The organism is Nonomuraea sp. NPDC005501 (assembly GCF_040605905.1).
GTDB lineage: Bacteria > Actinomycetota > Actinomycetes > Streptosporangiales > Streptosporangiaceae > Nonomuraea.
This window is the reverse complement of the sequence record NZ_JBEXDT010000037.1, coordinates 35,313-56,672: the sequence shown is the minus strand read 5'-3', so window position 1 is coordinate 56,672 and position 21,360 is coordinate 35,313. Positions and strand designations below refer to the sequence as shown.

General features: G+C 70.9%; 17 protein-coding genes. 8 read left to right on the top strand and 9 right to left on the bottom strand.

Annotation, left to right across the window (positions count from 1 at the left end):
- Window positions 1–4 precede the first annotated feature (4 nt).
- The 4 genes from ABZS51_RS19700 to ftsE form a co-directional block, all read right to left on the bottom strand.
- Window positions 5–1,879, bottom strand: a complete 1,875-nt coding sequence (locus ABZS51_RS19700; RefSeq protein ID WP_355442736.1) for a penicillin-binding transpeptidase domain-containing protein — start codon at window positions 1,877–1,879, stop codon at window positions 5–7.
- A complete protein-coding gene (gene smpB / locus ABZS51_RS19695) occupies window positions 1,876–2,343 on the bottom strand; it encodes an SsrA-binding protein SmpB (protein WP_310715704.1) in 468 nt (155 codons plus the stop codon). The genes ABZS51_RS19700 and smpB overlap by 4 nt, the downstream gene beginning before the upstream one ends.
- A gap of 99 nt (window positions 2,344–2,442) precedes the next feature.
- Window positions 2,443–3,348 carry a permease-like cell division protein FtsX gene (gene ftsX / locus ABZS51_RS19690; protein ID WP_355442733.1) on the bottom strand — a complete coding sequence of 302 codons (906 nt, stop codon included), beginning with the start codon at window positions 3,346–3,348 and terminating at the stop codon, window positions 2,443–2,445.
- 20 nt (window positions 3,349–3,368) lie between these two features.
- A complete protein-coding gene (gene ftsE / locus ABZS51_RS19685) occupies window positions 3,369–4,058 on the bottom strand; it encodes a cell division ATP-binding protein FtsE (RefSeq protein WP_185088544.1) in 690 nt (229 codons plus the stop codon).
- A 203-nt stretch (window positions 4,059–4,261) separates the two neighbouring features.
- Between ftsE and ABZS51_RS19680 the strand changes: the two genes are divergently transcribed.
- Window positions 4,262–4,453: a hypothetical protein gene (locus tag ABZS51_RS19680; protein WP_355442730.1), complete on the top strand. Its 192-nt coding sequence runs from the start codon at window positions 4,262–4,264 to the stop codon at window positions 4,451–4,453.
- On the opposite strand, the gene prfB is transcribed toward ABZS51_RS19680, so the two are convergent.
- Window positions 4,450–5,565: a peptide chain release factor 2 gene (gene prfB / locus ABZS51_RS19675; RefSeq protein WP_355442727.1), complete on the bottom strand. Its 1,116-nt coding sequence runs from the start codon at window positions 5,563–5,565 to the stop codon at window positions 4,450–4,452. The two genes, ABZS51_RS19680 and prfB, sit on opposite strands and share 4 nt — an antisense overlap.
- Before the next feature lie 47 nt (window positions 5,566–5,612).
- On the opposite strand from prfB, the gene ABZS51_RS19670 reads away from it, so the two are divergent.
- The gene (locus ABZS51_RS19670) at window positions 5,613–6,653 is read left to right on the top strand and encodes a hypothetical protein (protein ID WP_355442724.1); all 1,041 of its coding nucleotides are present in this window, start codon (window positions 5,613–5,615) and stop codon (window positions 6,651–6,653) included.
- 57 nt (window positions 6,654–6,710) lie between these two features.
- Here ABZS51_RS19670 and ABZS51_RS19665 read toward each other — a convergent pair whose 3' ends face one another.
- The 3 genes from ABZS51_RS19665 to ABZS51_RS19655 form a co-directional block, all read right to left on the bottom strand.
- Entirely contained in the window at window positions 6,711–11,654 is a 4,944-nt protein-coding gene (locus tag ABZS51_RS19665) for an NAD-glutamate dehydrogenase (protein WP_355442722.1), read from the bottom strand.
- Between the two features lie 444 nt (window positions 11,655–12,098).
- Window positions 12,099–12,296 carry a zf-HC2 domain-containing protein gene (locus ABZS51_RS19660; RefSeq protein WP_355442718.1) on the bottom strand — a complete coding sequence of 66 codons (198 nt, stop codon included), beginning with the start codon at window positions 12,294–12,296 and terminating at the stop codon, window positions 12,099–12,101.
- Entirely contained in the window at window positions 12,296–12,850 is a 555-nt protein-coding gene (locus tag ABZS51_RS19655) for a sigma-70 family RNA polymerase sigma factor (RefSeq protein ID WP_310715716.1), read from the bottom strand. The genes ABZS51_RS19660 and ABZS51_RS19655 overlap by 1 nt, the downstream gene beginning before the upstream one ends.
- 108 nt (window positions 12,851–12,958) lie before the next feature.
- Here ABZS51_RS19655 and ABZS51_RS19650 point away from each other — a divergent pair, with 108 nt between their 5' ends.
- From ABZS51_RS19650 to ABZS51_RS19625, 6 genes are all read left to right on the top strand, one after another.
- Entirely contained in the window at window positions 12,959–13,603 is a 645-nt protein-coding gene (locus ABZS51_RS19650) for a DUF4142 domain-containing protein (RefSeq protein WP_310715717.1), read from the top strand.
- Window positions 13,600–15,135: a DUF1996 domain-containing protein gene (locus ABZS51_RS19645; protein ID WP_355442714.1), complete on the top strand. Its 1,536-nt coding sequence runs from the start codon at window positions 13,600–13,602 to the stop codon at window positions 15,133–15,135. The genes ABZS51_RS19650 and ABZS51_RS19645 overlap by 4 nt, the downstream gene beginning before the upstream one ends.
- 224 nt (window positions 15,136–15,359) lie before the next feature.
- The gene (locus ABZS51_RS19640; protein WP_355442711.1) at window positions 15,360–16,142 is read left to right on the top strand and encodes a hypothetical protein; all 783 of its coding nucleotides are present in this window, start codon (window positions 15,360–15,362) and stop codon (window positions 16,140–16,142) included.
- Entirely contained in the window at window positions 16,139–16,285 is a 147-nt protein-coding gene (locus tag ABZS51_RS19635; RefSeq protein ID WP_355442708.1) for a hypothetical protein, read from the top strand. The genes ABZS51_RS19640 and ABZS51_RS19635 overlap by 4 nt, the downstream gene beginning before the upstream one ends.
- Window positions 16,282–17,778, top strand: a complete 1,497-nt coding sequence (locus ABZS51_RS19630) for an NADH-ubiquinone oxidoreductase-F iron-sulfur binding region domain-containing protein (RefSeq protein ID WP_310715721.1) — start codon at window positions 16,282–16,284, stop codon at window positions 17,776–17,778. Before ABZS51_RS19635 ends, ABZS51_RS19630 begins: the two co-directional genes overlap by 4 nt.
- Before the next feature lie 160 nt (window positions 17,779–17,938).
- Complete coding sequence (locus ABZS51_RS19625) at window positions 17,939–19,363, top strand: FAD-binding oxidoreductase (protein ID WP_355442705.1); 1,425 nt, start codon at window positions 17,939–17,941, stop codon at window positions 19,361–19,363.
- Here ABZS51_RS19625 and ABZS51_RS19620 read toward each other — a convergent pair.
- Window positions 19,331–21,319: an acetoacetate--CoA ligase gene (locus ABZS51_RS19620; protein ID WP_355442702.1), complete on the bottom strand. Its 1,989-nt coding sequence runs from the start codon at window positions 21,317–21,319 to the stop codon at window positions 19,331–19,333. The genes ABZS51_RS19625 and ABZS51_RS19620 overlap by 33 nt on opposite strands.
- Window positions 21,320–21,360: the final 41 nt, after the last annotated feature.

Below are 21,360 nucleotides of genomic sequence, written 5' to 3'. Positions count from 1 at the left end.
GCGATCAGGTCTGGTCGCGCAGGGCGCCGAAGAACTCGCCCGCGATGGCCGCCGGGTCGTAGCTCTTGGCCAGGACGGCGATCGCCAGGTCGCCCTGCCAGCCGACGAACCACCGCTGCCGGCTCTCCTCCTCGCCCGCGGGCGCGGTCACGCCGTACACGGTGCCGTCGCCCGCCTGCGCGGGCGTGCCGGCTGCGCCGGCCCGCATCATCGCCGTCAGCGCCGTGCGGACCTTCGGGTCGAGCGGCACCGGCCGCGGCGCGGGTACGGGCGTGATCTCGCCGGCCGGGTCGGGCGAGACAGGGTCGGTGACGAGCACCGGCGGCCGCCACGTGCCGGAGGCCACGGCCCCCGCGACGAGCGCCATGGACAGCGGGCTGACCTGCACGTTCTGCCCCGCGATGGCCCTGGCCTTGTCGGCGTCGCTGCTGAGCTCCCCCAGCGAGCCGCTGAACGACTTGAGCGGGAGCTGCCACGGCTGCCCGATGCCGAACGCCTGGGCGCTGCGCGCGAGCGCTCCGGCGTCGACGCGGCGGGCGAGGGAGGCCAGCGCGGTGACGCAGCCCTTGGCGAAGTTCTCCTGGAACGTCGGCGCCGCCTCTGACACGCCGCTCACCTGGCCGGTCTCGACGAACCGGGCGCCACCGACCGTGCGCTCGGCCGGGCACGCCAGCCGCAGCCTGGTGCTCACGCCCGCCTTGACGAGGGCGTCGGTGGCCACGATGGAGAACGCGGTGCCTGCCGGGTACTTGCCGGCCAGCGCGTCCTTCTCCTGGTTCATCCCGCTCGTGGCGACGGCCCGGATCTCCCCCGTCGACTTGTCCACCGCGACGAGGGCGCCCGCCTCGCCCTCGGAGAGCGCCCGGTCGGCGGCCTCCTGGACGGAGCTGTCGATGGTGGTCTTGACCGGCTGGTTCTTGCGGCCGGGCCACTCCTTGAGCAGCGCGACCTCCTTGCCGGTCTTGGAGTCGAGGATGACCACCCGGGTCTGGGTGGAGCCGGTCAGGTAGTCCTGGTACGCCTTCTGCAGGCCGCTCTGGCCGACGGAGTCGCCGGCGCGCTGCGGCCCGCCGAGCTTCTGCTCGGTCTGGGGCGTGAGCGCGCTGACCTTGCCCACGATGTCCTTGGGCTCCTTGGGCGCGAACGGCTGCTCCTGCGGCTGGACCGTGAGCTGCGCGATCTGCCCGAGCCTGTCCTTCAGCTGCTGGTAGCGCTTGCTGCCGAAGTGGGCGAGCGGCACGAACTCGTTGGGCGGCGACGACCGGATGCGGTTGAGCAGCCGGTCGTGGGCGAACCCCGTCTCCTTCGACAGCTGCTGGACGACCTCCTCGGCCCGCGCGCCGAGCTGCGACGGGCGCACCCCGGCCACGTACACCACCTGGGAGGTCTGCAGCGACTGACCGGTGCGGTCGTCGATCGGCTTGCGCTGGATGGCCTGGGGGTCCACCGCGAACCGCTGCCCCTCCTTGAGCTGCGGGTGGATGACCGAGGGCGACCAGCGCACCTTCCACACGCCGTCGACCAGGTGCAGCGGCAGCGTGCCGTCGTAGACCCAGAGCGGGCTGTTCTCGCCCAGGTCGACCTCGGCCCGGAAGTCGGCCCGCGACTCGTCGCCGTTCAGGCCGACGCGCTTGATCTTGAAGCGGAAGGACGCCGCGTCCAGCTCCACCTTCACGTCCGAGAGCGTCTTGCGCACCGCCGCCTCGTCGCCGTCGGTACGGCGGGCGGCGAGCGTGTAGTCACCCGTCTGCCAGCCCACGAGGAAGTCGCGCAGCGCGTCGTGCGGCGACGACTCGTCGAGGCACCCGGTCAGGGTGGTGGACGCGGCCGCGACGGCGAGCGTCGCGGACAGCGTACGGCGAAGACGGGAACGGCTCATCGGTTGCGGTGGCGCAGTGCCCTGGCCATCTCCCGCTTGGCCTGCTGCTCGGCCAGCGACTGCCGCTTGTCCCAGTCCTTCTTGCCCCGGGCCACGCCGATCTCGACCTTGGCCCGGCCGTCCTTGAAGTACAGGGAGAGCGGCACGATCGTCAGGCCGCCCTCCTTGGTCTTGGCGGCCAGCTTGGCGATCTCCTTGCGGTGCAGCAGCAGCTTGCGCTTGCGGCGCGCGGCGTGGTTGGTCCACGTCCCCTGGGTGTACTCGGGGATGTGGACGTTGAGCAGCCACGCCTCTCCGTCGTCGATGCTGGCGTAACCGTCGACGAGCGAGGCGCGTCCTTCGCGCAGGGACTTGACCTCGGTGCCCTGCAGCACCAGACCCGCCTCGAAGGTGTCCTCGACATGGTAGTCGTGCCGAGCACGCTTGTTCTGGGCGATGACCTTCCGCCCCGTCTCACGTGGCATGCCTCGACCTTACCGGCGTCCGGAGCGACGAGCAGGACCGCAGAGAGCGAGCCTGCGATGCCAACGGAGGTCCGTCGGGAGTGCGACCATGAACACGGCTCAGACCCTGAGATAGCGGCGGAGCGTCACGAACGAGGCCAGCACACAGATCACCACGCCGATCACCATGGTCAGCGTGATGGCCTGCGCCACCTGGTCCCAGCCCAGCTCGGCGCCGATGGCGACGAACCGGCTCAGCTCCTCGAACATGAAGACCTTCGCCACGATGAGCATGACCGCGGCCAGCACGCCGCCGATCAGGCCGGCGATCATGCCTTCCATCACGAACGGGAGCTGGATGTACAGGTTCGAGGCGCCGACCAGTCGCATGATCCCGGTCTCGCGGCGGCGGTTGAAGGCCGACAGCCGCACCGTGTTGCCGATCAGCAGGGCGGCGGCGAGCACCAGGATGATGGCCACCGTGAGGGCCCCGGATCTGAGCGTGTCCAGCATGCCGAAGAACTTGCCGATCAGCTCCTTCTGGTTGATCACCTGAGAGACGCCCTGCTGTCCCTGCATCGCCTGGATGACAGGTTGGTAGATGTCGGGGTCCTTCAGCTTCACCCGGAACGAGGTCGGCATGTCCTTGACCGTCGTGGCCGCGAGCAGCGCCTTGTTGGAGGCGTAGGTCTGCTTGAAGTTCTCGTAGGCCTGCGTCTGGTCCTCGTAGATGACATCGGCGACGCCGGTGGTCTTGAGGAGCTTGTCCTTGAGCGCCGCGGTCTGCTGTGGAGTGATGGCCTTGCCGCCGCACGACTCGGCGGGCGAGGTCCTGTCACAGAGGAAGACCGAGATCTCGACCTTGTCGTACCAGAAGTCCTTCATCATGCCGACCTGGGCGTTGATCATCAAGCCGACGCCCAGCATCGCCATGCCGACCGCCACGGTGATCACCACCGCGATCGTCATGGTCAGGTTGCGACGGAGGCCGATCCAGACCTCGGAGAAGATGAAATTCGCCCGCATGGTTTGCCTGCTGCTCCCTGTCAGTACGCCTGGCCGTAAACGCCACGCGACTGGTCGCGGACGATCTTGCCGTCCTCCAGCTCCACGACACGCTTGCGCATGGAGTCGACGATGGCCGCGTCGTGCGTGGCCATGACGACAGTAGTGCCGGTCCGGTTGATCCGGTCGAGCACCTTCATGATGCCGATGCTCGTCGCCGGGTCGATGTTGCCCGTCGGCTCGTCGGCCAGCAGGATCATCGGCCGGTTGACGAACGCGCGGGCCATGGCGACGCGCTGCTGCTCGCCGCCGGACAGCTCGTCGGGCATCCGGTGCGCCTTGCCCTCCAGGCCGACCAGCTCGATGACCTCGGGCACCACCTTGCGGATGAACCGCCGCGGCTTGCCGATGACCTCGAGCGCGAACGCCACGTTCTCGTAGACGTTCTTGTTCGGGAGCAGGCGGAAGTCCTGGAACACGCAGCCGATGCGGCGGCGCAGGTGCGGCACCTTGAAGTTGGAGAGGCGGCCCAGGTCCTTGCCGGCGACGTGGATGGCGCCGGAGTTGGGTCGCTCCTCCTTGAGTACCAAGCGCAGGAACGTGGACTTGCCTGATCCCGAGGGACCGACGAGGAACACGAACTCGCCCTTGTCCACGTCAACCGAGACGTGGTCGAGCGCGGGCCGGTTCTGGTTCGCGTAGACCTTGGTGACATTATCGAAATGGATCACGAGAGCATCACGGCATGCCAGTCTAGGGGTCAGGACGGAAGCGAGGGTGGCACATGCCCACTTCCCGCCGCGCGGCTATCGGGGACGCCAGGTTTTACCAATGATCGACGTTCCGATTGGCCAGAGGACAGTCTAGGGGGAAGACTGGCATGGAACGTCCATAACGGAAACAAAACGATTGTGCGGCTACACTTGGGGCTGACATGAGTTGCCAACACCTCGTCTGCGCGCAGTGCGCCCACCCCGTCATCGAGGGGCGCTGTGCCTTGTGCCGCGCCAATCGCGAGCGGCTGCACAACCACGGCTTCGCCGGGCTGTCACCCGCTCTCATCGTCGGGCTGCTGCTCGCGCTGCTGTTCCTGACCCTGGTGCTCGAGCACCTGAGCCGTCTCTAGGCGGTCTCCGACTCCTGCCGGCGCATCCACCGGATTTCCGACTCGATGAACCCGTCGAGGTCGCCGTCCAGGACCGCCGTCGGGTTGCCCGCCTCCGTGCCCGTGCGCAGGTCCTTCACGATCTGGTACGGGTGCAGCACGTAGTTGCGGATCTGCGTGCCCCATGACGTGGTGGTGGCGCCGCGCAGCTCCGACATCTTCTCCGCCTCCTCCTGGCGCTTGCGCTCCAGCAGCTTGGCCTGGAGCACGACCATGGCCGTCGCGCGGTTCTGGAGCTGGGAGCGCTCGTTCTGGCAGGAGACGACGATGTTGGTCGGCAGGTGGGTGATGCGGACCGCCGAGTCGGTCGTGTTGACGCCCTGGCCGCCGGGGCCGGAGGAGCGGTAGACGTCGACGCGGATCTCGTCCTCGTTGATGTCGATGTGGTCGGTCTGCTCGACGACCGGCACGATGTCCACGCCGGCGAACGAGGTCTGCCGGCGGCCCTGGTTGTCGAACGGGCTGATGCGCACCAGGCGGTGGGTGCCGTGCTCGCCGCGCAGCGTGCCGTAGGCATAGGGGGCCTTGACCGTGAACGTGGCCGACTTGATGCCGGCCTCCTCCGCGTAGGAGGTCTCGTAGACCTCGGTCGGGTAGCCCTTGCGCTCGGCCCAGCGCAGGTACATGCGCAGCAGCATCTCGGCCCAGTCGGCGGCGTCGACGCCGCCGGCCTGGGAGTTGATCGTGACGAGCGCCTCGCGCGCGTCGTACTCGCCCGACAGCAGGGTGCGGACCTCCAGCGCGCCGATGTCGGAGCGCAGCGTGGCCAGCTCCTTGTCGGCCTCGGCCCGCGTGTCGTCGTCGGCCTCCTCGGCGGCCAGCTCGTAGAGGACGGTCAGGTCGTCCATCCGGCGCGCCAGCCCGTCCACCCGGTTGAGCTCGCTCTGGAGGTGGGACAGCTTGCTGGTGACCTTCTGGGCCTGCTCGGGGTCGTCCCACAGGTCGGGGGCGGCCACCTGCTGCTCCAGCTCCTCGATCTGCTTGCGCATCCCGTCGAGGTCGAGGACGTCCTGGATGCTCCGGAGCGTGCCCGCGAGCTCGTTGATCTCTTCTGCCGGATCGATGACTGCCACGTCTCCCAAGGGTACGCGACCCTCGCGCGCCCGAATAACATGGCGAGGTGCGTGCATACGGTCGGCTGAAGGCGCTGGCGCTCGCCGGCGGGCTGCTGGCCGGTGCGGTCGCTTGTTCGAGCGGTCCGGCCGCGCCCGTGCCGGCCCCCACGGGCGCCGCTGTCACCTCCTCGGCGTCCGCCGCGCCGGCGCTGCCGCTGCCGGCCGTCACGCCCGCGCAGGCCGGCGAGGTGTTCTCCACGCTGACGGCCACCGACGACGTGCTGCGGGCCGCCGCGCCCAAGCTGCGCGACGGCACGCTGCGCGACGCGCTCGACCTCACCCGGGACGCCGAGGCCCAGCTCACCACCGCCGCCTACCAGTCCACCGGCTTCCGTCCGCAGCGCTACGAATGGGGCTCGCCCGTCCTGTACGTTCCGCGCTTCCCGACCGGCCCCGGAGCGCCGGCGCCGTGGTTCACGGCGCTGGTGACCCGCGACGGCCATCCGACCCTGGTGACCTTCGCCAAGGGCGCCGAGTGGCAGATCAGCGCGGTCACGCGGCTGCTCGACGGGCAGGACCCGCCGCCGGTCCAGCTCGACGCCGAGGGCTACGCGACGGCGCTGGCCCTGGGCGACAAGAGCGTCACCATCAGCCCGCAGTACATGGGCCCCCTGCACGCGACCGTGGCCGAGGCGGGCGCCACCGGCGTGACGGCCGGCCTGATCGCGCCCGGCCCCTACACCACCGACCTCGCCGAGGAGATCAGCCATGAGCGCGAGCAGGCCAAGGGGTCCGGCTTGAGCTACGACTCGATCTTCAGCGGCAACGACTACCCGGTCTACGCGCTGCGCACCCGCGACGGCGGCGCGCTGATCCAGTACTCCCTGTCGCGCAACACGACCACGACGACGCGGACGGACGAGAAGGGCCCCGGCATCCCGGTGCCCGACGACGCCGAGTGGGCGATCGACACCAAGACGGTCCGGCGCACGCTGAAGCTGACCGAGACCCACCAGTACGCCACGGTCGTCCCCCCGGCTTCGGCTCCGGCCGCGGCCCGGGTCATCGCCCATGAGGGCTCACTCACCCGCGCCTCGGGCGAGTGAGCCGGGGCGGTCGAGGCGGTACGGCCCGCCCGCGGCGGGACGGGCCGTACCGGTGAGTCAGGACTCGGCGTGCGGGAGGTTGCTGGTGGCGACCAGCGTGCGGACGGCGCGCAGCGCGACCGAGAGCGTGGCCAGGTCGAAGTTGTCGCTCTCCCAGATCTCCGACAGCGTCTGCCTGGCGCGGCTGACGGCGGCCGAGTTGGCCTCCGTCCACAGGGCCAGCCGCTCCTCCGGCGACAGACCGGACGTGCTGTGGGCCAGGACGTCGCGGGTGAGCGAGGCGTGCGCGGCGTAGAGGTCGTCGCGCAGCGCCGAGCGGGCCATCGCGTTCCACCGGTTGTCACGCGGCAGGGCGATGACGCGCTCCCGGAGCCGGGCGAGCTGGAGCCGGTCGGCCAGGTCGAAGTAGACCTCGGCCACCTCGTTGGCCGGCCGCTCCGTCACCGCCGAGACCTCCACCAGGTCGAACGTGGAGTAGGCCGGCACCATCGCCGCGACCCGCTCGGCCAGGTCCACGGGTACGTCCCGGGCCACGAAGGAGTCGCGGCGCTCCTCGAAGGCCGCCAGGTCGGGGCCGGTGAGCAGCTTGGGGATGTGCGCGAGCAGGCCGTTGACGCCCTTGAGGAAGAAGCCGGCCGAGCCCGCGAGGTCGAGCGGCGGGCGGCGGTTGGTGAGCAGCCAGCGGGTGCCGCGCTCGGCCAGCTTGCGGGCCTCCAGCAGCATGGCGATCTGCGTGCTCGTGTCGACGACGTTGTCCAGCTCCTCCACCTGGCGGTAGAAGCTGGGCAGGTCGAAGACCTCGCGGGCGACCAGGTAGGCGCGCACGATGTCGGGCGTCGAGGCGCCGGTCTCCTCCGCGAAGCGGAACATGAACGTGGTGCCCATGGAGTTGACCAGCTCGTTCACCACGCAGGTCGTGATGATCTCGCGGCGCAGCGGGTGGGCGTCCATGTACTCCCGGAACCGCTGGCGCAGCGCCGACGGGAAGTACGACACCAGCCAGGACGCGAGGTACGGGTCGTCGGGCAGGTCGGAGGCGAGCAGCTCGGCGTCCACCACCAGCTTGGTGTAGGCGAGCAGGACCGAGAACTCGGGCGCGGTGAGCCCGAGCCGGGCCTGGCGGCGCTCGGCCAGCGTCTTGTCCGACGGCAGGAACTCCAGCTCCCGGTTGACCAGCCCTTCGCGTTCGAGCCGCCGCAGGTAGCGGGCGTGGATGTGGAGCATCTCCACGGCCTGGGCGCGGGCGGCGGCGAGCACCACGTTCTGCGCGTGGTTGTCGCGCAGGACGAGGTGCGCGACCTCGTCGGTCATCGAGGTGAAGACCTCGTTGCGCTGCGTGTCGGTGAGCCGGCCGTCGCGGACGACCTGGTCGAGCAGGATCTTGATGTTCACCTCGTGGTCGGAGGTGTCGACGCCCGCGGAGTTGTCGATGAAGTCGGTGTTGACCAGGCCGCCGTTGAGCGCGAACTCGATGCGGGCGAGCTGGGTGAAGCCGAGGTTGCCGCCCTCGCCGATGACCTTGCAGCGCAGGTCGGCGGCGTCGACGCGGAGCGGGTCGTTCGCCTTGTCGCCGACGTCGGCGTTGGACTCGGCGCTCGCCTTGACGTAGGTGCCGATGCCGCCGTTCCACAGCAGGTCGACCGGGGCCTTGAGGATGGCGCTGATCAGGTCGTTGGGCGCCAGGGAGTTGACGCCGGCGGGCAGGGCGAGCGCCTCGCGCATCTGCGGGGTGATGGAGATCGACTTGGCGGTGCGCGGGAAGACGCCGCCGCCGGGGGAGATCAGCTCGGGCGCGTAGTCGGCCCAGGAGCTGCGGGGCAGCTCGAACAGGCGCTGCCGCTCGGCGAAGGAGGCGGCGGCGTCGGGCGTGGGGTCGATGAAGATGTGGCGGTGGTCGAACGCGGCGACCAGGCGGATGTGCCGTGACAGCAGCATGCCGTTGCCGAACACGTCCCCGGACATGTCGCCGACGCCCGCCACGGTGAAGTCGGTGCTCTGGACATCCACCCCCATGGTGCGGAAGTGGTACTTGACCGACTCCCAGGCGCCGCGGGCGGTGATGCCCATGACCTTGTGGTCGTAGCCGATGGAGCCGCCGGAGGCGAAGGCGTCGCCCAGCCAGAAGCCGTACTCCTTGGCCACGCCGTTGGCGATGTCGGAGAACGTCGCGGTGCCCTTGTCGGCGGCCACGACCAGGTAGGGGTCGTCGCCGTCGTGCCGGACGACGTCGGCCGGCGGCACGACCTTGCCGTCGACGAGGTTGTCGGTGACGTCGAGCAGGCCGGAGATGAACATCCGGTAGCAGGCCACGCCCTCGGCCAGCACCTCCTCGCGGGAGCCGGACGCCGGGGGCCGCTTGACGACGAACCCGCCCTTGGAGCCGGTCGGCACGATGACGGTGTTCTTCACCATCTGCGCCTTGACCAGGCCGAGGACCTCCGTCCGGAAGTCCTCCATCCGGTCCGACCAGCGCAGGCCGCCCCGGGCCACCTTGCCGAAACGCAGGTGGACGCCCTCGACGCGCGGCGAGTACACGAAAATCTCGTACTTGGGCCGTGGCAGCGGCAGCGCGCTGATCGCCTGCGAGTCGAACTTCAGCGAGATGTACGGCTTGCGACGCCCGTCGACCGTCTGGAAGTAGTTGGTGCGCAGCGTCGCCCGCATCATCTCCAGGTACGCCCGCAGGATCCGGTCCTCGTCGAGCGAGGCGACCTCGTCGAGCGCGCCCAGGATCTCCTCCTCCAGGGCGCCGGCCAGGTCGGCGCGCGCGTCCTCGGAGCGCCGCGGGTCGAGCCGGGCCTCGAACAGCCGCACCAGCAGGCGCGACAGCCGGACGTTGCCGGTCAGCACCCGCTCCATGTACCGCTCGGAGTAGGCGCTGCCCGCCTGGCGCAGGTACTTGGCGTAGACCCGCAGGATCTCGACCTGCTCCCAGGTCAGGCCGGCGCGCAGGATCAGCGCGTTGAAGTTGTCGGCCTGGATCCGGCCGCTCCACAGCGCGACGAGGCCGTCCTCGAACAGGCGCTTGACGTCGTCGCCGGCGGCCTCCTCCGAGGCGGTGAAGCGCAGGCCGAAGTCGTAGATCCAGCAGTTGCGGACGTCCTCGCCGGGCTCCCCGGAGTTCTCCTCCAGGGTGACGCCGGTGGCGGAGTCGGGGACGGCCGTCCGGTACGTGTCGATCTCGTACGGGCGCTCGTCCACGACCTCGACGCCGAGCCGCTGGATGAGCGGCAGCGCCTTGGACAGCGAGATCGGGCGGCCGACCTTGTAGATCTTCAGCCGCCGCTCGCCCTCCTCGGCGTCGTCCGGCACGTACAGGTCGATGTCGATGGCGTCGTCGTCGCCGGCGGCCAGCCGCTCCAGCCGGCGCACGTCGGCGACGGCCGTCTCGGGCGAGAAGTCCGCTTTATACCCCTCGGGGAACGCCTGCTGGTAGCGCCTGACCAGGCGGGGCGCCTCCTCCTCGGAGGACGTCTCGGTCAGCGCCACGGCCAGGTCGTCGGGCCAGGAGCGGGTGATCGCGGCCAGCCGCGCCTCCAGCTCCTCGACGTCCACCTCGGGCTGCGGCAGCTGCTTGCCCCGCTCGCCGCGCACGACGACGTGCAGCCGGGCCAGGGCCGACTCGCCGATCATCGCGCTGTAGTCGAGCGACCTGCCGCCGAGCGCCTTCAGCAGCACCTCCTGCATCTTGAGCCGTACCTGCGTGGTGTAGCGGTCGCGCGGCAGGTAGATGAGGCAGGAGATGTAGCGGCCGTAGTCGTCGCGGCGCAGGAACAGCTTGACCTGCTTGCGCTCGCGCAGCCGCAGCACGCCCAGCGCGATCGGCAGGAGCTGGTCGATCGAGGTCTGGAACAGCTCGTCGCGCGGGAACGTCTCCAGGATCTCGATGAGGTCCTTGCCGTCGTGGCTGTCGGCGGCGAGCCCGGCGCGCTCCAGGACCGCGCCCAGCTTGCGCCGCAGCACGGGGATCCGGGAGATCGACTCGTTGTAGGCCACGTGGGTGAACAGGCCGAGGAAGCGGCGCTCGCCGATGACCTCGCCCTCGGGCGAGAACAGCTTCACCCCGATGTAGTCGAGGTAGGCGGCCCGGTGGACGGTGGCGCGGGAGTTGGCCTTGGTGATGATGAGGAGCTGCTTCTCGCGGGCCTTCGCGCGCACCTCGGGCGGCAGCACGGAGAAGCTGGTGGAGCCGATCTTGTCGTCGCGCAGGATGCCGAACGCCGTGCCGGGCAGCGCGCGCAGCGCGTCGCCCTCGTCGGTGCTCTCCAGGCGGTACTCGCGGTAGCCGAGGAACGTGAAGTGCCCGTCGGCGAGCCAGCGCAGCAGGTCGAGGCTGTCCTCGACCTCGGCCGGCTCCAGCGGCGGCGGGTTCATCGACAGGTCCTCGGCGGTCTGCACGGCCAGGGCCCGCATCTTCGAGAAGTCCTCGACCGCGTGCCGGACGTCGGCCAGCACCCGCTGGAGGTCGCCCTCCAGCCGCTTGAGCGCCTCGGGGTCGGTCTGCCGGTCGATCTCCAGGTGCATCCACGACTCGACCATGAGCTGGCCGGTGACGTCCTCCTGGCCGCGGCCGAGCATGCGGCCCGTCATGTCGCGGCGCACCCTCATCTGGGGGTGGACGAGCAGGTGGATGCCGATGTCGTGCCGGTCGAGCTCCATCGTGACGGAGTCGACCAGGAACGGCATGTCGTCGGTGACCACCTCCACCACCGAGCGGCCGGGGTCCCAGCCGTGCTCGGCCACCGTGGGGGTGTAGACCCGGACCGTCGCGCGGCCCTGCGGGCGCACCGCGGCCAGCCGTCGCTGGGACATGGCCGGGCCGTACACCTCGACGGGGCCGCGGTCGAGCAGGTCCTCCGGCGCCACGTGCCGGTAGTACACCCGCAGCAGGGCCAGTGCCTCCTCTGGACTCATGTGGTCGCTCACGGCCGCGTACCTCTGCGCGGCTCGCTGGAGCAACTCGTCCTTGGCCTCGTCGAGCTTGGCCTCGTCGAGCGGCATGTCGCTCTCACTCCTTTGTGAGGGTTTGCCATACATGTTCATAGCCAGGCCTCTGGTTCCCACGGGGGCGGGAAGTAGTACGCGCGCGTCATCGCCCGCGGACGGCAAGGGCCCTTCGGACCGCCCGTGCCCGGACCTTCTGTGTCCGGCACGGCGCCGGTCCGCATGCGGGGGCCGCCGCGGTGAAGCGGCAGGCCACGCTGGGAAAAGGCGGTGCCACCAGCATCCCACAAGGCGGGCGCGCCCGCCTTGGAGAAGGGAGTGCCGTGCCGACGCGGCAAAGCGCCGCGGGATGGCGGGCCGCCTTCTTCGCCGGCCCATCCGTACGGGAGGATGGGCGCAGCCGTGTCGGGCCCCACCGAACACCTCCCCCAGATCGCCCGGCCTTCGGTCGGCCGGACGCATGCCTTGCCGTACCGATATCACCCGAAAAGGGCGAAGACGTCAACGTGACATCGACATGGGGGGATCGTCCTCGGAGGCGGAGGGGTGGTGCTTCAACTCGTCGAGCTGGTCGGGGAGCGTGGCCAGCTCCTTGAGCTCCTCCTGGCATGACGCGCACGCGTCGAGGTGACGCTCGAACGCCTCCAGCTCCTCTTCGTCGAGGACGCCAAGGACGTAAGCGGCCACCTCTTCGTGCATCAGCCGGCTACCCCCTTGTCCCGCAGAAGCTCGCGCAGAGCGCGGATCCCGTAATACAGCCTTGACTTCACCGTACCCGGTGGGATCCCCAGTATCTCCGCCGCCTCGCTTATCGTACGGTCCCGGAGATAGGTCTGCTCAATGACTTCGCGGTGCTCCTCCGACAGGCTCCGCAGCGCGTCGGCGACGACGATCGCCGACAACGCCCGCTCGGACCCGTCGGGGACCGCCAACATGTCGACTTCGGGGGGTTCGACCTCATGGGGCCGGACGCTCTTGCGCCGGCGACCGTCGATCACGATGCGGCGGGCCACGGTCAGCAGCCACGCCCAGATGAGACTCGGTTCCCATTGCAGTCTTGCCGAGTTACGCCAGGCCCTGACGAGCGTCTCCTGTACGACGTCCTCAGCCCATTGAAGATCGTTACCGGTCGACTTGCGTATGTGGCGCAGCAGAGGGCCGCCGAACTCCTGGTAGAGCACCGCGATGCGATGCTCCGCCTCGGCATCCGCACTCTCGAACCTGCCGTCGAGGTGACTTAGCACGGGGCACATCTTTACACCTTCGTTATGCGTCCGGTAGCCACTCCGATAACTCCAGTCATTTCTGACTATTCGCCGCTATGAGTGAACCGGTCCTGGAGGCTCCGCGTACCTCCGGTCATGCACAGGCTTCTACGCGGTGAGGTCCTCATGTTCGGCGGCTTCGCCGTGGCCGCGGTGGCGACGATTTTCCTGGTCATGCCATCGTCGGCCGCGCCCGTGTCCGCCGAGTGGACGGTGCTGCCCTCCGGCCCGCTGGGGCCGGCCGACCGCGACCTCCTGGTCAAGGTACGGCAGGCAGGGCTCTGGGAGATACCCGTCGGACGGTACGCGCAGGAACGCGCGGGGTCCGATCGGGTCAAGGACGTCGGCATGCATCTGGTGGAGGACCACACCAAGCTGGACGTGGTCACCCGCCGGCTCGCGGCCAAGCTGGGCGTGCCGCTGCCCGACCAGCCCAATCCCGACCAGCAGAGCTGGATGGCTCAACTGGCGGCCGAGAACGGCCCCGCCTTCGACCGCGACTTCGCCAACCTGCTGCGCGCGGCGCACGGGAAGGTCTTCACCGTCGTGGCGGGCGTCCGATCCGGGACCCGGAACGGCGAGGTGCGCAAGTTCGCCCAGCAGGCGGTGAACGTGGTCATGAAGCACATGACGCTGCTGGAGTCCACCGGCCTGGTCGACTTCGACGAGCTGCCCGAGCCCCCGACCCCCTCGGCCACTCCACCCGCCCCCGCGGCGGTCGAAACAAGGAGACAACCATGAGTAAGTCGAGACGCATGGCCGCGGCCATGTCCGCCCTGGCCGTGGTGGCCGGCGGTCTGGTGTCCGCGGCCGTCTTCAGCGTCAGCCCGGCGCTCGCCGACCACTGCGACCCCGCAGGCCAGGGCCACCAGGAGCAGACGACGACGAGGGCCCAGCGCCAGGGGCAGCCCACGCAGGCGCCGGACGGCCAGGACCAGGACAACCAGGACCAAGGCCAGCAGGACCAAGGCCAGCAGGACCAGGGCCAGCAGGACCAGGGCAACCAGGACCAAGGCCGGCAGGACCAGGGTCAGGACCAGAACAACCAGAACCAGGACCCGGACCAGGCCAACCAGCCCCCCGACGGCCGGCAGCAGAACACGAACCAGCGCAACGGCGACCAGCAGCAGAACACCGACCAGCAGGGCGACGGCGGCGGTGCGCTCTCCCCGGCACCCGACCCGAACGGCCAGGACCAGGACAACCAGGACCAGGGCCGGCAGGACCAGGGCGACCAGCAGGCCGACGAGAACGGCCAGGACCAGAACGACCAGCAGGCGGCCCAGCCCACCCAGTCGGCGAACCCGCTGTTCCGCCGGCGCGGCCGGGGCAACCAGCAGCAGCCGACCCGGCGGCCCACCGCCACGCCGTCCCCCACGGCCACCGGCGGCGGCGAGGCGGAGTGCGCCGACCTGGGCCCGTTCCTGACCGACTTCGTCGACATCCGCCAGGTCCAGCAGACCTCGATCGACCCGCCTCGTGGCGGCCGGGGCGGTTCGCGTGGCACGTTCGTCTCCGCGTGCGGCACCAACCGCAACGGGCACAACAACCCGGACAACTTCATCGTCGCGCCGGGCGTGTCGAACGGCGCCCACCACCTGCACGACTACGTGGGCAACCTGTCCACGAACGGGTTCTCGACCGACGAGAGCCTCTCGGCGGCGGGAACGACGTGCCGGTTCGGCGACAAGTCGACGTACTTCTGGCCGGTGCTCCGCGACCGCAAGGTGGACGTGAACGTCAACGACCCGGACGGCAACGTCGGCCAGGTGCTGCGTGCCCGCTCGGTGACGCTCCAGTTCCGCGGCAACCCGACGTCCCGGGTGACGGCCATGCCGCGGTTCCTGCGACTGATCACCGGTGACGCCAAGGCGGCCACGAACGGCGGGGCCAACGCCCGCGCGGCCTGGAGCTGCACCGGCTTCCAGAACCGAATCACCACGAAATATCCGCTTTGCCCGCGGGGTAGTCAGGTGCTGCGTATTCTGGACTTCCCGAGTTGCTGGGACGGGCAGAACACCGACAGCGCCAACCACCGCACGCACCTGGTCTTCCCTGACCAGAGCGGTGCCTGCCCCGGAGGTATGAAGGCTGTTCCGCAGCTGCGGATGACCCTCTCCTACAGCGTTCCGCAGGGTCCCTCGTTCGCCGTGGACGCCTTCCCCGAACAGCAGCACAACCCCATCACCGACCACGCGGACTTCGCCAACGTCATGCCCGACCGGCTGATGTCCTTCGTGGTCGACTGCATCAACCGGGGCCGCCGCTGCTGACCTGATCACGCGCCATCCACCGGGTCGCCCGCCGGCCCCGCCACCCGACACCGCCCTCCCGCCGTACCGCGCACGAGCCCGCCTCCCCGGGCAGGCGCGGCGGCAAGCCGGAGCGGCGGTCACGGGCCGGCGGGCGCCGGACGGGCGATCTGGGTGGACGGCGAAGGATCAGAACGGCCCGGACCCTCCCGAGGCGCACCCTCAACTGACCTTGGAGGGAAAGAATGCTCCACAGACGACACCCTCGGCACGCGCCGGCCAAGCTGGACACCAGGAACGTCCGGCTCGGCTTGAGCGCGGCCATCATGGCGCTGGCCCTGTCGGCCTTCGCCCTGACCAGGACCGACCGCGGCATGTCCGTGTTCGGTCAGGGGGTGAGCTTCCTCGAGTTCTACGCCGGGGTCTTCGCCCTGGTGCTGCTGACCGCCACCGTCGGGCTCGGCCTGCTCACGACCGAGCGCGTCTTCCTCTCCCCGTCGAACCGCGTCAGGGCCCAGCTCGCACACCGGGCCACCGCCGCGATCGGCATGGGTTACATGTTCACCCACATCGGTCTCATGGTCAGCCTCGGCCACGTCCCGCCGGCCGCGGCCGTGATCCCCGTGGCCGGTGTCTGGGTGGGCTTCGGCGCCCTCGCCTCCAACCTCATGATCGCGGTCGTGGTGACGGGCGTCATCCGGGGACGCTTCGCGGTGACGGGCAAGCCGTGGATGTGGCGGACGATGCACGCCGGCGCCTACCTGGCCTGGCCGGTGGCCATCCTGCACGGGCTGACCGCCGGCCGTAACGCCGCGGCCTGGGTCACCTGGTCGTACTCGGCCTGCCTGGCGGCGGTCGGGTCGGCATTGCTCGTCCGGGTGCTGGCCACGGTCCTGCGCCCGGCGGTACGGCCGGAGCTCGTGCCCACTCCCGCGGTCTCCGACGCGCCCGCGGCTCGCCGCCTGAAGGAGGTCGACGCCCCGGTCAGCCTGGCCGCCGCACGGCGGAAGTACAGGGAGGCGGGATGATCCCGCCCCGCGCCTCCCAGGAGACCCCCGCTCCCACGGGGCTCCTCGCTTTTCAGGAGACCCCCGCTCCCGGGGACCTCCGCATCACCAAGGAGATCTCTCTCCTCGCCCCCCAGGAGACGACCATCCAGGAGACGTTGTGATCCCGCACCGAGCACCGGATGTGCTGCGGCTGGGCCCCGCCCGGCTGACCGCCGGGCTGGACCACACCAGGCGGCTCGACCTGCCGGCGCACCGCACGCTGCACGGCGAGCCCGCCCCCCGCGACGTGGAGACCCTCATCGCGGAGGTGAACGAGGTCGACATGCGCGGCCGGGGCGGCGCCGCCTTCCCCTTCGGCCGCAAGCTGCGCGCCGTCGCCGACGCCGCCGGCTCCCGCGAGAGCGTGGTGCTGGTCAACGGCGCCGAGGGCGAGCCGGCCAGCTCGAAGGACGCGATGCTGCTCATCCGCGCCCCCCATCTCGTCCTCGACGGCGCCGTGCTGGCCGCCGAGGCGCTGAACGCCCGCGAGGTGATCGTCGCCACCGCCCGCGGCGAGGTGGCCGAGTCCTCCATCGCCGCCGCCGTGGCCGAGCGGCGCGCCGCCAAGGTCGCGGGCGCGACCGAGAGCCACATCCCGATCCGCGTGGTCGGGATCGAGGAGCGGTTCATCTCCGGCGAGGGCGGGGCACTCGTCCGCGCCGTGAACGGCCTGGAGGGCATCCCGCCGGGCCGCAAGAAGCGGGCCGCGACGAGCGGCGTGGACGGCCTGCCTACCCTGCTGTCCAACACCGAGACCTTCGCCCAGCTCGCCCTGCTCGCCGAGCTGGGCCCGGAGAAGTACGCCGAGGTGGGCACCAGCAAGGAGCCCGGGACCGTGCTGCTCACGGTCAGCGGCGGCGCCGCGACCAACGTGGTCATCGAGGCGCAGACGGGCACGCTGCTGGCCGACGTGCTCGACCTGTGCGACGCCGAGCCGGGCGAGGGCGTGCTGATGGGCGGCTACCACGGCGCCTTCCTGACGCCCCAGGCGGCCGTGTCGGCGGTCATCTCCCGCGAGGGCATGAAGCAGGCCGGCGCCGACCTCGGCGCGGGGATCATCGTGCCGCTGGGCGAGGCGACCTGCCCGCTGGGCGAGGCGGCCCGGGTGGCCGCCTACCTGGCCGCGCAGTCGGCCGGCCAGTGCGGCCCGTGCCGGCTGGGCCTGCCGGACGTCGCCCGGCAGCTCCTCGCGCTGGCGGACGGGACCGGCTCGACCGACGCCGTGCGCCGGGCGGTGCGGGCCGTCGAGCGGCGGGGCGCGTGCTTCCACCCGGACGGCACGGCCAAGTTCGTGCTGTCGGCGCTGGACGCGTTCGAGAGCGACATCGCGCTGCACCTGGAGTTCGGCTCGTGCGGCCGGCCGGTGCTCGGCGTGCTGCCGCTGCCGGAGCAGGAGGTGGAGCCGGAGTACCGGCTGGACGTGGACTGGACCCGCTGCCAGGGGCACGGGCTGTGCGCGCACCTGCTGCCGGAGTTCGTGGAGCTGGACGAGTACGGCTTCCCCTCGTTCCGGACCGTGCCGGGCTGGATGGCGAAGGAGGCGCGCCGCGCGGTCGACATGTGCCCCGCGCTGGCGCTGCGCCTGGCCGAGTCGTCGATGGCGCGCACGGGCTGAGCGGCCCCGGGCCCGCCGGGAGGGGCTCCGGCGGGCCCGGGGCTCCCCGCGCGCGCCTGCGACGGGCGTGTCCTGCGCGCATACATCAGATCGTGATGAACCCGCACGTCCACGGCGGCATCTCACCGGATGTACCGACGATGACCGCTGGGAGCCGATCATGGACCGCCGCCACTTCCTCCGCGCCGCGGCGCTCGCCCCTGTGCTGGCTCCCGTGCTCTCCACCGGGCACACCCGGGCGCCGGACTGGGCGAAACTGCGGCGCGGGCTGTCGGGCACGCTGGTGCTGCCCGGCGACTCCGGCTACGGCTCGGCCCGCCGCCTGTTCAACCCGGTCTTCGACCGGATCAGGCCGCGCGGCGTCGCCTACTGCGCCGGCCCGGCCGACGTCGCGCGCTGCCTGGCGTTCGTCCGCGCGAACGGGCTGCCGGTCACCGCCCGCTCCGGCGGCCACTCCTACGCGGGCTGGTCCAGCGGCACCGGCCTGGTCGTGGACGTCTCCCGGATGAACAAGGTCGGCTACGCGGACGGCCGGGCGACGGTCGGGGCCGGGGCCAAGCTGATCGACGTGTACTCCACGCTGGCCCGGCACGGGGTGGGCGTCCCGGCAGGCACCTGCCCCACGGTCGGGGTGGGCGGCCTCGCGCTGGGCGGCGGCATCGGCGTGCTGTCCAGGAAGTACGGCCTGACCTGCGACACGCTGGAGTCCGTACGGATCGTGACGGCCGACGGCCGGGTGCTGGACTGCGACGAGCGGAACCATCCCGACCTGTTCTGGGCGTGCCGGGGAGGTGGCGGCGGCAACTTCGGCGTCGCCGTGTCGTTCACGTTCCGCACCCACGCGACGAGCGACCTGAACGTGTTCTTCCTGCGCTGGACCTGGGCGAAGGCGGCGGCCGCGCTGGCGGCCTGGCAGGAGTGGGCGCCCGCCGCGCCCGACGAGCTGTGGTCCACGCTGCACCTCACGCGCGACCCGGGCGGGCCGGAGGTGCGGATCACCGGGGTGCACCTGGGCGGCAAGGCCGAGCTGGATCGGCTGCTCGCCCCCGTCGTGGCCCGGATCGGCCGCCCGGCGTCCCGCACCGTCTACCGGACCTCGTACCTCCAGGCGATGAAGGTGATGGGCGGGTGCTCGTCGCTGACCGTGGACCAGTGCCATCCCTCGCCGCACGGGCGGCTGGGCCGGGCCGCCTTCGCCGCCAAGTCACACCTGGCCTACCGGCCGCTCACCCCCGACGGGGTGCGGGCGCTGGTGGCCGAGGTGAGCCGCCCCGGGCCGCACTCGGTGCTGTTCGACGCCATGGGCGGCGCCGTCGCCCGGGTACGGCCCGACGCGACGGCCTTCCCCCACCGGGCGGCGCTGTACAGCGTGCAGTACTACCAGGAGGGCAACGACCGCGCCTGGCTGCGCCGGATCCAGAGCGCCATGGCCCCGCACTTCGGCGAGCACGCCTACGTCAACTACATCGACCCGGACCTGAAGAACTGGCGTACCGCCTACTACGGGGCGAACGCCGCCCGCCTGGCCCAGGTCAAGGCCGTCTACGACCCGTCACGCCTGTTCCGGCTCCCTCAGGGGGTCTAGCCTGAAGTGCTCCAGGACCTCCGGGTTGGCCATGGCGTCGGGGTTGGCGGCCTGCTCGACGGGGGTGCCGAGGAGGATTCTGCGGACCGGCACCTCCAGCTTCTTGCCCGACAGGGTGCGCGGGATCCCGGGGACCGCCCGGATCTCGTTGGGCACGTGCCGGGGCGACAGCTCGTCGCGCAGCGCCACGCACAGGGCGCGCGTCAGCTCGTCGGTCAGCTCGGCCCCCTCGGCCAGGGTCACGTACAGCAGCAGCCTGCCCTCCTGGCCGAGCACGCCGGTGTCGATGACCAGGCTGTCGGCGATGTCCTCGAACCGCTCGACCACCCGGTAGAACTCGCTCGTGCCCATCCGGACGCCGCCCCGGTTGAGGGTGGAGTCGGAGCGGCCGTAGATGACGCAGCTCCCGTCGTCGTCGATCTTGATCCAGTCGCCGTGCCGCCAGACGCCGGGGTAGACGTCGAAGTAGCTCTCGCGGTAGCGCTCGCCCTCGGGGTCGTTCCAGAACTTGACCGGCATCGACGGCATCGGCCGGGTGAGCACCAGCTCCCCCACCTCGCCGACGACCGGCCGCCCCTCGGGGTCGTAGGCGTCCACGGCGGCGCCCAGCGAGCGGCACGGGATGACGCCCGCCCGGATGGGGTGCAGCACGGTGGCGCCGACGAAGCCGGTGCACACGTCCGTGCCGCCCGAGAACGAGCCGATCGGCACGCCCGGCAGCTCCTCGTGCACCCAGGCGAAGCCCTCCGGCGACAGCGGCGAGCCGGTCGAGCCGACGCCGCGCAGCCGCTCCAGCCCCTCGGGGTGGAGACCCGCCTTGAGGGAGGCCATGATGTACGGCGCGCCCACCCCGAAGTAGGTGACGCCCTCCGAGGCGGCGATCCGCCACAGGGTGGCGGGTGAGGGATGCGTGGCCGAGCCGTCGTACAGCACCGGGACGGCCCCCACCAGCAGGGCGCCGATGAGGTAGTTCCACATCATCCAGCCCGTGGTGGTGTACCAGAAGAACACGTCCCCCTCGCCGAGGTCCTGGTGGAAGGAGAGGGACTTCAGGTGCTCCAGCACCACGCCGCCGTGCCCGTGGACGATGGGCTTGGGCAGGCCGGTGGTGCCGCTGGAGTAGAGGATCCACAGCGGGTGGCCGAACGGCACCCGCTCGAACTCCAGCGGGCCGCTCTCCGAGCGCAGCCCCTCCCAGCCGATCACCTCGCCGTGCGGGAGCGACCGCGCCGGACCGGGGGCGGGCTCGGCCTGCTGGGGCGGCAGGCCCTCGGCCGCCGCCGACAGGTACGGGATCCACACGGTGGCGCGCAGCGACGGCAGCGCGGCGGCGATCTCGTTCACCGCGGTCGAGCGGTCGTAGGCCTTGCCGTTGTAGCGGTAGCCGTCGACCGCGATCAGCACCTTGGGCTCGATCTGCTTGAACCGGTCGACGATGCTCGCCACCCCGAAGTCGGGCGAGCCGGCCGACCAGATCGCGCCGAGGGAGGCGGTGGCGAGGAAGGCGACGAGCGCCTGCGGGATGTTCGGCAGGTAGGCGGCGACGCGGTCGCCGCGGCCGACGCCGAGGCGCACCAGGCCGGCCCGGACGCGGGCGACCTCCTCGCGCAGCTCCTCGTGGCCGATCTCCTGGCGGGCGCCGTCCTCCGAGACGAACACCACGGCCGTGCCCCCGGAGTGGCGCAGCGCGTTCTCCGCGTAGTTGAGGCTGCTTCCGGTGAACCATTCGGCGCCCGGCATCGTCCCGGAGATGACGGGCCCGTCACCACGCTCGCCGACGACCTCGAAGTGGTCCCAGATCGACGTCCAGAAGTCCTCCGGACGCTCGACGGACCACCGCCACACCTCCTCGTAGCCCGCCCCCGCCCGGCCGAGCCACTCCAGGTACCGGGTGAGCTTGGCCTGCTTGACGATCTCTTCGGTCGGCTCCCAGAGAAGTGCCCCTTCAACAACCATGTGCCCCATCCTGTCGCCCGTGTGGCCGGAAGTCATACCCG